Origin of the sequence: Trinickia sp. NRRL B-1857 (genome assembly GCF_050470685.1) — a bacterium.
Lineage (GTDB): Bacteria > Pseudomonadota > Gammaproteobacteria > Burkholderiales > Burkholderiaceae > Trinickia.
On sequence record NZ_JBFLUK010000001.1, the window covers coordinates 1,633,953 to 1,647,325 of the forward strand.

Here is a 13,373-nt window from a genome sequence, read left to right on the forward strand (position 1 = left end):
ACGCTGAATAAGCGGATTTACTGCCGGATCGCGCCGCACGCGAGCGCAATTCCGACGCCCCGATCGGGGAATTCCGGATCGCTCGGCTCGCGAGCGACGAGCACCGAGCGGCCGACGACGGAGCGCACCCCGTCGAGCGACACCTCGGTCGCCACGACGAAACCGGCGGCCACGCCTGTCGCATCCGCATGAATGTTGCCGAGATCTCCCGCACGCCGCACGCCGGTTTTGAGGCGATCGGCCGCCGGCGCGAATACCGCGCCCGCGCTCGAGCCGTCGGCCGCGTTGCAATCGCCGCGCTCGTGCACCTGCAAGGCGTGGTCGCTATTCGGCGGCAGACCGACCAGGTTGTACGTCACCTGCACGCCGTCCGCGCGCTCGATGAACGTGACGGTGCCGCGCGCCGCATTGCCGACCGTGGGCAATACCTGCGCGTCCGCGCGTTTTTCGTGTGGGCCGAAGAAGGCAGCGCAGCCGCCGAGCGCCACACTGGCCAGCACTAGGGCGGCTGCCGCGCTCGGACGGCGGACGCGCCGCCAGCCGGTTGTTTCTCTCATGCGATCCTCATGCCGGCGCACGGCGCCACTCGCGCCGCCGAGCCGGACTCAAGCGAAGGCGACATGATACCGCGACGCGGGACGCGCAAGCACAATCGGGGCCGTGCGCCGCGGCGTGCGGCGCACCCGACAATGGGCGGCAATGCGCTTTCACGTGTCCTGCACGACGATGGTCGGAAACTTCGCGCTCATGTCGCGGGCGCGTTCGGCGATCCGAATCGCCACTTTCCGGGCGATCGCGCGATAGGTTTCGGCAATCGTGCCGTGCGGATCCGCCACGACGCTCGGGTGCCCGCCGTCCGCCTGCTCGCGGATGCCGATATCGAGCGGCAAGCTGCCCAAAAGTTCGGCACCGTATTCCTTGGCCATGCGCTCGCCGCCGCCTTCGCCGAAGATGTGCTCGGCGTGCCCGCAGTTCGAGCAGATATGGATGCTCATGTTTTCGACGAGCCCGAGGATCGGCACGCCGACCTTCTCGAACATCTTGAGCCCCTTCTTGGCGTCGATCAGCGCGATGTCCTGCGGCGTCGTGACGATCACGGCGCCCGTAAGGGGCACGCGCTGCGCGAGCGTAAGCTGGATGTCGCCGGTGCCCGGCGGCATGTCCACGATCAGGTAATCGAGCTCGCCCCACCGCGTTTGGCGCAGCAATTGCTCGAGCGCCGACGTCGCCATCGGACCGCGCCAGACCATCGGGTTGTCCTGATCGACGAGAAAGCCGATCGAGTTGGCCTCGATGCCGTGCCCTTTCATCGGGTTCATCGACTGCCCGTCCGGCGATTCCGGCCGGCCTTCGATACCGAGCATCATCGGCAGCGACGGACCGTAGATGTCGGCATCCAAGATACCGACGCTCGCGCCCTCGCTCGCCAGCGCAAGCGCGAGGTTCACGGCGGTCGTGCTCTTGCCGACCCCGCCCTTGCCCGAGGCGACCGCCACGATGTTCTTGACGTTCGGCAGGAGTTTGACGCCCGGCTGTACCGTATGCGCCACGATCGACTGCGACACGGTGACCTGGGCGCGTTCGACGCCCGGCACCTTCAATAGCGCCGCTTCGACGAGTGAGCGCACGGCGTCGAACTGGCTCTTGGCCGGATAGCCGAGCACGATGTCGACGCTAACGGCGGCGGTGTCGATCGCGACGTTCCTCACGCCTTTGCCGTTGGCTATCGGCTTACCCGTATTGGGATCGGTCACGGCCGCGAGCGCGGCGTCGACCAAGGCCCGATCAATGCTCATCGATTCGACTCCGAGGGAGGAATGCACGCGGCACCGAGTTCGCGGACAAGCGCGATGCGCTTCGGAAACACGGCGAGACCGCGGAAAAGTGAAAGAAAATGTTGCGTACCATTGCCAAACGGCCAACCGACGGGCAATTTCGCCCAGCGGCAAGCAAAGAGAGTGCCGCATCGGCACTCGCAGGCACTATTGTAGTGGTTAGCGGGAGCGTGCGCCTCGCCTCGGCTAAGCTCAGGCTTCCGCTTGCCGGTTTTGTCGCCGCATCGCGCGAGCGACCGTTTTCGAGAGAGGACACCAACATGAACGCAAAAATTGTCACCCGCCTCACCGTTTTGGCCGTTGCCGGCTCGATTCTCGCCGGCTGCGCCACGCAGCAGCAAACCAACACGGCCACCGGCACCGGTATCGGCGCCGCGCTCGGCGCCGGAATCGGCGCGCTGGCCGGCGGCGGCAAGGGAGCCGCGATCGGCGCCGGCGTCGGCGCCTTGGCCGGCGGCGTCACGGGCTACAACTGGCAAAATATCCGCAATAAGTTGTCGGGCGCATCGAAGGGAACGGGCACCCAGATCACCGAGCAGCCGGACGGCTCGCTCAAGCTGAATATCCCGAGCAACGTCACGTTCGCCACAGACAGCTACCAAATCAATTCGCAGTTGTACCCCACGCTGAACGAGTTGGCGACGCAGATGAATCAAAACCCGCAAGTCGTCGCGCAGATCCGCGGATACACGGACAGCACGGGAAGCGCCGCGCATAACCAAACGTTGTCCGTCAATCGGGCGCAGAGCGTTGCGGCCTATCTGACGCAGCACGGCGTGCAACAGAACCGTCTCGATGCGCAAGGCTTCGGGGCCAGCAACCCGGTCGGAGACAACAATACGGCCGCGGGCCGCGAACAGAACCGTCGCGTAGAGATCTACTTGCGCGCAGTGGCCCAGCAGGGCTAACGCTCGCCGTTGGGCCCCGGGGCGCGCCGCGGCACGCCCGAGCGGGGTCCGAAGGCAACAACGGAAGGCGCCTAGAAGCCGGCGGTAAACGTTCCGAAAAATTTTTCGAACTCGCCGGCATTTCGCTGGTCTGTATATTCGGTACGTGGCTGGCCAACGCCGCTGCGTCACCATTCTCCTCTTGTCGTTGTTGCTCCGGGGCCGAACGCCCCGGTTTTTTTTGCCTGCTTATCCCTAGCCGGCACGCTTTGGCAGATATTTCTTACATTTCCGGCATGACGCGGCCGTTTGGTTAGAAATCCGATACCAGCTTCCGTCGCCACGCCCAGCGGCCTGTCGAAACGCCGGCTCTCGGCGAACGACAGTGCCGTGCCTGCTAAAATCGACGCTTTCCCTCAAGCAGCACACCTTCCTATACGCTCATGACCGTATCCGCCCCTCATTTTGCCGCGCAAGCCGGCACGGGCGCCGCCCGCCGCCGCATTCTCGTGACGTCCGCTTTGCCCTATGCGAACGGACAGATCCACCTCGGCCATATGGTCGAGTTCATCCAGACCGACGTCTGGGTGCGCGCGATGCGAATGCACGGGCATGAGGTCTACTACGTCGGCGCCGACGACACGCACGGCACGCCAATTATGCTGAGCGCCGAAAAGGAAGGCATTACGCCGAAGCAACTGATCGAGCGCGTCTGGCGCGAACACACGCGCGATTTGGGCAACTTTTTGATTTCGTTCGACAACTATTACTCGACCGATTCGGAAGAGAACAAGGCGTTGTGCGAGACGATCTACGGCAAGCTCGAGCAAGCGGGCCTCATCGACGCACGCGAGATCGAGCAGGCGTACGACCCTGTCAAGGAGATGTTCCTCCCGGACCGCTTCATCAAGGGCGAATGCCCGAAATGCGGGGCGAAGGATCAGTACGGCGACAGCTGCGAAGTATGCGGCTCGACCTACCAGCCCACCGACCTGGTCAACCCGTATTCGGCCATTTCGGGTGCGACGCCCGTGCGCCGCAAGTCGACGCATTACTTCTTCCGGTTGTCCGACACGCGCTGCGAAAATTTCTTGCGCGAGTGGGTCAGCGGTCTCGCGCAGCCCGAGGCGACGAATAAGATGCGCGAATGGCTCGGCGAGGCCGGCGAAGCCAAGCTCGGCGATTGGGACATCTCGCGCGACGCCCCCTACTTCGGCTTCGAAATTCCGGGTGCGCCGGGCAAGTACTTCTACGTCTGGCTCGACGCGCCGGTGGGGTACTACGCGAGCTTCAAGAATCTGGCGGACAAGCGCGGCCTCGATTTCGAAGAATGGATCAAGCCCGGCTCGAGAACGGAGCAATACCACTTCATCGGCAAGGACATTCTCTATTTCCACACGCTGTTCTGGCCGGCCATGCTCGAATTCGCCGGCTATCGCACGCCGACGAACGTGTTCGCACATGGCTTTTTGACCGTCGACGGCGCGAAGATGTCGAAATCGCGCGGCACGTTCATCACCGCGAACAGCTATATCGAAACGGGCTTGAACCCTGAGTGGCTGCGCTACTACTTCGCGGCGAAGCTGAACGCGACGATGGAGGATCTCGATCTGAACCTCGACGACTTCCTCGCACGCGTCAATAGCGACGTGGTGGGCAAGTATGTGAACATCGCGAGCCGCGCGGCGGGCTTTTTGATCAAGCGCTTCGACGCTCGCGTGCAAGACAGCGCCATGCGCCATCCGCTGCTCGGCACGCTGCGCGCGGCGATTCCGCAGATTGCGGCGCACTACGAAGCGCGCGAATACAGCCGCGCCCTGCGCCAAACGATGGAGCTCGCCGACGCCGTCAACGGTTATGTCGATACGGCCAAGCCGTGGGACCAAGCGAAGGATCCGGCCAATGCGGCTTTGCTGCACGAAACGGTCAGCGTCAGCTTGGAAGCGTTCCGCCTGCTCTCGATCGCGCTCAAGCCCGTACTGCCGGCGCTCGCCGCCAAGGTCGAAACGTTTCTCGGCGTGGCCCCGCTCGCATGGGCCGATGCCGATACGCCGCTGTCGTCGGCTCAACCGATCAACGCCTACCAGCACTTGATGACGCGTATCGACGTCAAGCAGATCGAAGCGCTGATCGCCGCCAATCGCGGTTCGTTGCAAGCGACCGAACAAGGCGCGGCGGCGGCCGGCGCGGCGCAGAGCACCGCGACGAAGCAAAAGACGCCTGCCCCGGCCATCGAAGCGCAAAGCGAGACGATCTCGATCGACGATTTCGCCAAGATCGATCTGCGCGTCGCGCTCATCGTAGATTGCAAGGCCGTGGAAGGCTCGGACAAGCTCTTGCAACTCACGCTCGATGTGGGCGAGGAAAAGACGCGCAACGTCTTCTCGGGCATCAAATCCGCCTATCGGCCCGAGGACTTGGTGGGCAAGCTGACGGTGATGGTCGCGAATCTCGCGCCCCGCAAAATGAAGTTCGGCATGTCCGAGGGGATGGTGCTCGCCGCGTCGAGCGCCAACGAGAAGGCCGAACCGGGCCTTTATATCCTCGAGCCGCATACCGGCGCGAAGCCCGGCATGCGCGTACGTTAACCGGTGCGTAGCCGGCAGGTGCAAGCAGCGCCTGCCGGTTTGCCCACATCAGTGGGCGAGAAGCGCTTGAATGCCCGCGCCGGATTCTTGAGCGCCGAAAGCGAGCTTGTGGCACCCCACCTCGCGCATGCCCGCCCCGGGCATATAGCTGAACGTCACGCAGATCGCATCCGCTTTGGCCGCCGACTCGGCGATCCCGGGCCGCAGCAGCTTGCGCACGTACTCGTAGAGCGTCCCGCCCAGCGATGCGACGTTGCTCACGTCTTGCATATACGGTCCCACGCCCGTCCACGTCGCCATATTCGCCAGCCTCAGCGCCGCGTCGTGATGCGGCGTGAGCTTTCGGTACTGCGTTTTCGGGACGTAGCGCGAGATGCCCATGTAGATTCGCGGCAGCTCGGGCACCGTGTTTTCGATTCCGCTCGCCGCGTGACGCCGGAAAAACGCCAGCACTTGCGCACGGCTACCGATGATCACGAGCGGCTTACGCCCTTCGCCGTGCTCGGAAAGCTGAAACCAGCCACGGCTGTTCTTGATCGCCTTTCGCAAGCTGCCCCGGTCCTCGAGCAGCGAACCGCCCTTGCCAAGCTTCACCTCCGATACCGGCCAGCGCCACATCGATACGGTGGTCATCGCACAACTCCTTGAAATGAATCGAGCGTAAATCAGACCACGTTACATACGGCTCACGCATTGACATTTTTCTCAAATGTTCAAGCGGCGCTCACCACCGCCATCGGTCGAAGCGTCGCGTGTAGTTGATGTCCGTGCCTTGAAACGTTCCGGTATAAACGAGCACCGACCAGAAGCGCGATAGGTTCACCGTCGCTTTGAACGCATTGCTCGCCGATTGCAGCCCCTGTTCATAGCCGAGCACGAGCCGGTCGTTAATCGCCTTGGAAAGCATGACGACCTGCGAATCCGTCAGGCCCACGTCGCTGCGGCCCACCGAAAACTCGTCGAGGCCGAACGTTTGCGCCACGCGCTTGCCCGTCGCACTGCCGAGCAAGGCGAGCGCCGTCGTCATCGAGCTTTGCTGGCTGAGGTTGTTGCCCTGATCCGTGCCATGGCCGAATAAAAGCCACGAGAGCTTTTCGTTGTCGGCGACGTTCGGCTCGGAGACCAGTTTGACGATCGGCGTGCGCACCGTGCCCGTTACCTGCACGCCGGCCTCAACCTCCTGATTGCGGCGCATGGCGAGAATGTTGACGCCGGGATTTGCCACGGGCCCGTTGAACGTGAAATAGCCGTTCTCGATCGCGAGCTTGCGACCGAACGAGGTATAGGTCGAACCTTCGGTGACGCGCACGTTGCCGATCGCACGCAGCGGTTGATCCGGCGCGGAGAGCGCCGTCACGGTACCGCGCAGTCCCAGATCGGCGCCTTGGCCGCGGAAACGGAAGTCGCGTCCCAAGTCGATGTCGACGCTCGCGCGCGGGGCAAAACGGCCGACGGGCTTATTGGTGGGCTCCGCCTGCCGCGGCGAACCGCGCACGAAACCGTGATCCCGGACGATCACCACGTCGTCCGATAGACGCGGGGCGCTCTGTTCCGGCAAATCGAAGAGCGCGTGATCGACCGTAAACTTGCCGTTGATGTCGAGTCCGCCGCCAGGGCCGCCGTTCGCGACCGTCGCACTGCCCGAAAGCGACAATTGCCGATCGGGCGCCGCGAACAGTTCGAGCTTGTCGGCAACGATATGCGCCGCAAGATCGGGCTCGGCGCTATCGAGCCGAATACGCCCGGTGGCGCGTATCGTTCCTTCGCCGCCATGAAATTCCACGCGTTGCAGATCCACGAGGTTTTCGGTCAGCGCCACCCGTACGATGCCGTCCTTCAATTGAATCCCTTGATCGACGAGCGTGGCCGAGAGATCGTCGCCGACGAGCGCGCCCGAGATCGTCGGCTTCGCCGCGGTGCCGGCAAGCACAAGGTTCAATGCGACGTGGCCGTCCAGCACGTAGCTCGGCCCGAACAGCCCGCCCGTCGCCTTCAACGCCGGCACGTCCAGCGCAAGCCTGCCCGCCAGCGGCGCACCCTCGCCCACGCCCAAGATCCCGCCTCGCGCGGGATCGGGGGAAAGGCCGGCGCTGACATTCGCATCGAGCGTGCCGACTCGATTGGCCGCCGCATGCGCGGTCGCCAGCACGCGCGCACCGCTCAAATCGACACGCGCGGAGAGCGCCGTGATCCCGAACGACGCCGTGCCGTAGCCCGTCGACAGCGTCACATCGCCGCTGCGGCGCTCGATGCGCGCGTAACCGCTCGCCGTGCGGCCGAGGCTTAAGTCCCAATCGGCCGCGAGTACGAGATCGCTCGATAGCCGCGAAGGCTGCCCCGTCAGCATTTGCCGGATCGCAATGAGCCGCGCGGCAGACAGATTCGTTGCGCTGCCCGCCGAGCTGATCGCCCCGTGGTCGTAGACGAACGACTTCAAATCGAGGGTCGCCCCCTCGATCGATAGCCGCGTCGGGCCTAGCGTCACGCGCTCTCCCCCGGCCGACACGGCCACCGGTGCTTGTAGCTCGAAGCCGGGCAACCCGCGGTTCGCCAAACGCGCGAGCACGCCGTCCCAACGCGGGCCGGCTCGCGTGTCCGTCAATGCGCCCGTCCCCGCAAGCGTCATGTCGACCGGCCGTCCACGCACCTCGCCCTTCGCTTGCGCATCGAAGTCATGTTTGCCGCGCGTGCCGGTTACATGGGCCGTCAACGTCGTCAGATCGATCGGGCCCGCATGAACGTCCCGGGCATCGGTCGTGAATTCGAGCGCCCCGGTCGCGCCGTCGCGAATACGCGCGCTACCTGTCGCCGTGCCGATTCGATTCGTGCCGATCGCTACCGCGCGGGCATCGTAGCGCAGCGTCACGTCGGGATGGGCCAATGAGCCCGTGAGGTCGCCGTCCGCCCGCACCGTGCCTGCGACGCCGAAGCCGAGACGATCGAGCCGCGGCGCATCGACGTGGAAACGAAGCCGGTCGCCCGGGCCGCCGAAGCTGCCGTGCACCGCGACATCGTTGCCCGCGATCGACAACGTCGCATCGCTCGGCAGCAGGCGCGCGCCCGCGAGCTGGACCTTGCCTTCCCCCGTCAGCGGGAAGCCGTCATAGACGCTATCGCCAAGCTCGAACCGTAGTTTCGTCGAGAACGGCTCGGCAAGCGTGCCGACGGCGCTGAAACGCCCGGTCACCCGCGCCTCGGGCAATTTGCCGGCGGCATGCACCGGTTTCGCGGCAGCCGTGCCGGCCGGACGCACCGCAGGCAACGCGGTCGCAAGCACGAGCCGCGGGTCGAAATTCGTCGCGATCGCGCTCAAGTCGTAGCTGGACGAGGCATCGTGTACCAGCGCGCCTTTCAGTTCGAGGCGCCCGTCGCCCGCGTCGATGCGCACCTCGTGCAGCGCGACGCGGCCCCGTTCGAGGGCCACGTGAGCCCGTGCGCGCAAGCGTGCCGCCGCATCGGCCAAGTCGAGCGAGAACGACTGCGTCGAGCCATCGACGGTGACTGCGAGCGGCCCGGATAGCGACGTCGGTCGCGCATAGGGCGTAAGCGTTGCCAAATCGAGTGCGTGCGCGTTCAGTTCCAACCGCCCACGCCCGCCCGAGAACGTACCGCCACCGGTCAGCGTGGCGTTGTGCACGAGTTGCACCGCCAAGCGATCGACCCGTTGCTCGTGCGCGTCGAGGCGAACGTCGGCGTTCGCTTGCACGAGCGGCAGGCGGTGCTCCTCGAGCCGCCCCGGTTTCGCATTGACGATCGAGACGGGCCCTGCAACGACGAGCGGCTCGGCGCCGGGCACCGGCGCGAGCGTCGCGGTGAGCGAGAGGTCGGCCTGCGGCGCGCCCGCGCTCAGGACGCGCGGGTCGACGTGATCGAACGCGATCGTCGCTCGCTTGAGCGGCACGGACGCGAACGGCATCGCCTCGACATGAGCACGGCCGGCCAGCTTCATCCCACTGGCCGTGACGTCGGCGACCAGCGCTTCGAGGGTACCGGAGACACGCGCTTGCAACTGCACCGGCGTACCGCCCGGCGAACCCGAAGCGCTCAGCGTACCGTTCAGCGGAAACGGGCGCAGGCCATTCAACGAAAGCTCGGCGGCGAGCGCCCCATAGGCGGTATCGAAGCCGTCGATCCAAAGGGTGTGGCGAAGGCCGTCGCTCCGGCCGTGCGCGCGCAATCGGTCGATCTCGGTAGTCGCCGCGCCGTCGCGCATGATGAGTTTGTCGATGCTTAGCGCGCGCACGTCGAGTTGAATCGGTAGGCGCAATTCGGTTGGGAGGCGCATCGGCGTCTTGCTCGTCGACGGGGCCAGGCGCGCATCGATCGTCCCCACCCGCAGCGCGTCCACGGTCAGCCGCCAGGGCGAGCGCGTCAATGCCCAGCGTAGTGCGAAACGATCGATCCGAATGTCCGTCGCGGGGCCGCCGGCCGCCCCCGCCTGCTCGTGCCAGCGCACGTTAGCCAAGCGCACCCCTTGCGCGAGCGTGCCCCCGTCGAACGTACCCGTGAGCCGCGAGCCCGTTATCGCGACGGCCGCCCGCCAGACGAGCCGCGTACCGGGCTCGGTGGCAATGGCACCGTACAGCGTCGCCGCGACGGTGCCGAGCACCAGCACGAGCACGAGCGCACTCCAGGCGAGCGCGCGTCGCGCACGCCGTTTCGGCGGCGGCGCTTCGGGCTCGCGCGGCCCGGGCGCGTCCGGCCCGCCCGTCCCTGTTCCGGGTGCGCTAGCGGACGGCTCGTGCGGCCGGGGCGGCGATGCTTGACTCATGCGTCGTGATCCATGCGTTGATCCGGTCGAGGGTCCTAGAAGGCGATGCCGAGCGTCAAATACGGCCGCACGCTGTGATTGCGCGTGCCGTAGGCCAAATCGACGTTGATCGGACCGACGGGGCTGCGCCAGCGCACGCCGACGCCCATGCCGGGATAAAAGACGCGCTCCCCCCAGGTATCCGTCGCCGTACCGATATCGTAGAAGGCGGCCGCGCCCCAATCGTGCGTGAACCAATGTTGGAACTCGGCGGTGGCCGTCACGAGATACTTCGTCGGCAAGACCGATCCATCGACGTTGTTGCCTATGCTCTGGAATCCGTAACCGCGCACGGAGTTCGAGCCGCCGGCGCGAAACAGCAGCGAAGCCGGAATGCCGCTCGAGCTGCCGCTGGTAAAGACGCCGCCGAACTCCGCGCGCACGAGAAACAGGTCGCGCTTGAAGAGCGGCACATACTGTTCGCCGCGGGCATAGCCGCGTACGAACGACTGATCCGTCGCGATGCCTTTGAGCGCAAATCCCGTTTCGACGTGAACGAGATTGCCTTTGCGCGGAAACAGCGGGTCGTCGACGTTACGACGCGTCCACGACCACTGCGGCACGAGCGCGTGGCTCGTCGTCGGGCCGGCGGCGTTCTGATCGAGGCGATCGGCGTAGTACTGGAGCGAATACGCGTAGTCGATGAATTGCGCCGTGCGTGCCCGCTGCAAGCCGGCACGCGCACTGTAGATTCGCGTACCGGAGACCTGCGTGTTCGTATAGGAGGCAAGCGCGCTGTTGACCCAACCGCGCTTGCCGGGCGGCATCGACAGTTGGACCTGACCGTACTGTTGAATCTGATCGAGCCGGCCCTGCACGGAAAGCGGCCAGGCGGCGCCGAAGGTATCGAGATACGTATAGGAACCTTGCACGTGCGCGCCGGTATCGGTCGCGTAGCCGACGCCTCCGCGCACGCTGTTGTACGGATATTCGCTCACCTTCACGTGGATAGGCGTGTCGGTCGGCTTGGCGACGTCGTTGCCGACGTCGATCGCGACGCTCGCATAGTACGGCGTGTTTTGGAGTTGCCGCTGAAGCTCGGCGATCCGATCGACGTCGTACACCTCGCCGACCGCGAGCGGATTGACGTTCGTTGCGATCCGCTCCGGATAGCGCCGAACGCCCGAGACATCGAGCGGACCCAGCGTGAACGTCGGGCCGCTCTCAAACGCCACCGTCAGCGCCGCCTGTCGCGTATGCGGATCGATCAGCGCTTGGGAGCGCACGATCTTCGCGCCGAGGTAACGACGCGCCTGCAAGGCCTTGAGCGCGGCCTCCTTTGCATCGCTCCAGCCCGCCTGCGTGAACGGATCGCCCGTATGCAGCGAGAAGGCGAAACGCGCGGCGTTCTCCCGCGTCGGTTCTTCGGTCCGGACGGGGCCGTCGAAGGTCAATTCGATCGAGGAGACGATCGTGCGCGGCCCTGGGTCGACGTGCACCGTCACGGTTTTTTTCCCCGCCCCGATCGTGCGCACGTCGGTGCGCACGATCGGGGAAAAATAGCCGTCGGTCGCCGCCAAGTCCCGCACTTGCTGGGGCGCGGCCGTGACGAGGAAGTCGAATTGATCGTCGGTCACATCGCTGCGGGCGGCGAAGCGCGACAGGTCGAGATGCTTTTCGAGCAGCTTGTGCATCGCGCGTGGGGCATCGATGGCGATGTCGTATTTGGCCGCCGCCGGCATCGACGCCAGCGCAAACAACAGCGCGCACACGAACGACGGCCAAAGCGGTCTCGCGACCGGCGCGGTCCGGCGCGATGAACCGCGCCCGGCGCAAGACGAAGCGATCACGACTCCCCGCAAACAAGACCTCCCACGTTGAACGATGTCCGGCCCCACCCATAAAACGTCAAAACGCCGACGAAAGCGGTCATTTGACCATAACCGCCGGGCACCGAGCCATGGATCGCGCCTCACGGCGGCCGAACGCCCGAGCGCGCCCGAGAATGCGCGCCGCCTCGAGCGATTTGCGTGCCCGCCTTCGACGCCGAAAGGCGTCCAGTGTTCCGTCCGGTCCGCATGCGCTAAAATCGCAGCTTGCTCGAGGGGCGGCACCGGCGCCGCCCTGTCCCCATTTTCAGGATGACCGCATCATGTTGTATCAATCGGATATCACGCAGTTCATCAATCAGCTCAAGGAACAAAAGCCGACGTTGGAAGACGAGCAGCGCCGCGGCCGTGCACTGCTGTGGGACAAGCAGCCGATCGATCTCGAGGAGCGTTCGTCCCAACAGCTCGCGCGCGTGAATCAAACGCCGTACGTGTACTACCAGAACTTCTGAACGTGGCCGCCGCCGATGAAGGGCATCGCGGGCAGGTGCCCGACGCGGCGCTGACCGCGCCCGCGACCGACACGACGCCCGACACCGTCGACGGCATTGCGTTCGCGCGCCTCTACGGCGAGCCGCTGTTCAAGCTGCCGCAGGATCTGTACATCCCGCCCGATGCGCTCGAGGTGTTTCTCGAGACGTTCGAAGGTCCGCTCGATCTGTTGCTTTATCTGATCCGCAAGCAGAACTTCAACGTGCTCGATATTCCCATGGCGGACGTGACGGCGCAGTACCTCGGCTATGTGGAGCAGTTGCGCAAGACGAACCTCGAATTGGCGTCCGAGTATCTGCTCATGGCCGCGATGCTGATCGAAATCAAGTCGCGCATGCTGCTGCCCGTCAAGAAGGCCGACACGGGCGAGGAACCCGAGGATCCGCGCGCGGAACTCGTCAGGCGCTTGCTCGAATACGAGCGTATGAAGCTCGCGGCGCAGCGGCTCGATCAACTGCCGCAGCTCGGGCGGGACTTCCTGCGCGCCGAGGTCTACATCGAGCAAAGCATGGCGCCGCGGTTTCCCGACGTGGCGATGGACGATTTGCGCGCGGCTTGGGCCGACGTGCTCAAACGCGCCAAGCTCGTCCAGCACCACAAGATCTCGCGCGAAGAGCTCTCGGTGCGCGAGCACATGAGCTTGATTCTGCGTCGACTGCAAAATGCGCGCTTCGTCGAATTTTCGGAACTCTTCGATGTGACGCGGGGCGTGCCCGTTGTCGTCGTGAATTTCATCGCCATGTTGGAGCTGGCGCGGGAATCGCTCGTCGAAATCACGCAGCCGGAACCGTTCGCACCGATTTACGTACGTCTCGCGTATCTGCCCGCCTAAACCGGACACCGCGCACCTCGCCCCGCTCATCGAACGACCGTCTTTTTTTCGATGCCAGTGGCCGTCAAATCCACTACAATCGGCGCGCCTTCAACTCGCG

At 65.0% G+C, this 13,373-nt stretch carries 9 protein-coding genes; 4 read left to right on the forward strand and 5 right to left on the reverse strand.

Features of this window, described 5'->3' with window-relative positions:
- Positions 1-17 precede the first annotated feature (17 nt).
- Both AB1286_RS07170 and apbC read right to left on the reverse strand, forming a co-directional pair.
- A complete protein-coding gene (locus AB1286_RS07170; RefSeq protein ID WP_430362606.1) occupies positions 18-557 on the reverse strand; it encodes a superoxide dismutase family protein in 540 nt (179 codons plus the stop codon).
- 150 nt (positions 558-707) lie between these two features.
- Positions 708-1,796 (reverse strand): iron-sulfur cluster carrier protein ApbC, encoded by a 1,089-nt coding sequence (gene apbC, locus AB1286_RS07175; RefSeq protein WP_430362607.1) that lies wholly within the window; start codon positions 1,794-1,796, stop codon positions 708-710.
- A 299-nt stretch (positions 1,797-2,095) separates the two neighbouring features.
- On the opposite strand from apbC, the gene AB1286_RS07180 reads away from it, so the two are divergent.
- Together AB1286_RS07180 and metG are read left to right on the forward strand one after the other, a co-directional pair.
- On the forward strand, positions 2,096-2,743 hold the full coding sequence (locus AB1286_RS07180) for an OmpA family protein (protein ID WP_430362608.1): 648 nt from the start codon (positions 2,096-2,098) through the stop codon (positions 2,741-2,743).
- Between the two features lie 422 nt (positions 2,744-3,165).
- Positions 3,166-5,310, forward strand: coding sequence for a methionine--tRNA ligase (gene metG / locus AB1286_RS07185; RefSeq protein WP_430362609.1), 2,145 nt, complete (start codon positions 3,166-3,168; stop codon positions 5,308-5,310).
- Positions 5,311-5,358: 48 nt separating this feature from the next.
- On the opposite strand, the gene AB1286_RS07190 is transcribed toward metG, so the two are convergent.
- The 3 genes from AB1286_RS07190 to AB1286_RS07200 all read right to left on the reverse strand — a co-directional run bounded on the left by AB1286_RS07190 (position 5,359) and on the right by AB1286_RS07200 (position 11,910).
- Positions 5,359-5,943 (reverse strand): hypothetical protein, encoded by a 585-nt coding sequence (locus AB1286_RS07190; protein ID WP_430362610.1) that lies wholly within the window; start codon positions 5,941-5,943, stop codon positions 5,359-5,361.
- A gap of 91 nt (positions 5,944-6,034) precedes the next feature.
- Positions 6,035-10,081, reverse strand: coding sequence for a translocation/assembly module TamB domain-containing protein (locus AB1286_RS07195; protein ID WP_430362611.1), 4,047 nt, complete (start codon positions 10,079-10,081; stop codon positions 6,035-6,037).
- 35 nt (positions 10,082-10,116) lie between these two features.
- Complete coding sequence (locus tag AB1286_RS07200) at positions 10,117-11,910, reverse strand: autotransporter assembly complex protein TamA (protein ID WP_430362612.1); 1,794 nt, start codon at positions 11,908-11,910, stop codon at positions 10,117-10,119.
- Between the two features lie 302 nt (positions 11,911-12,212).
- Between AB1286_RS07200 and AB1286_RS07205 the strand changes: the two genes are divergently transcribed.
- On the forward strand, positions 12,213-12,401 hold the full coding sequence (locus AB1286_RS07205) for a DUF3460 family protein (RefSeq protein WP_430362613.1): 189 nt from the start codon (positions 12,213-12,215) through the stop codon (positions 12,399-12,401).
- Positions 12,402-12,403: 2 nt separating this feature from the next.
- Positions 12,404-13,273, forward strand: a complete 870-nt coding sequence (locus tag AB1286_RS07210) for a segregation and condensation protein A (RefSeq protein ID WP_430362614.1) — start codon at positions 12,404-12,406, stop codon at positions 13,271-13,273.
- The last annotated feature ends 100 nt before the right edge of the window (positions 13,274-13,373 follow it).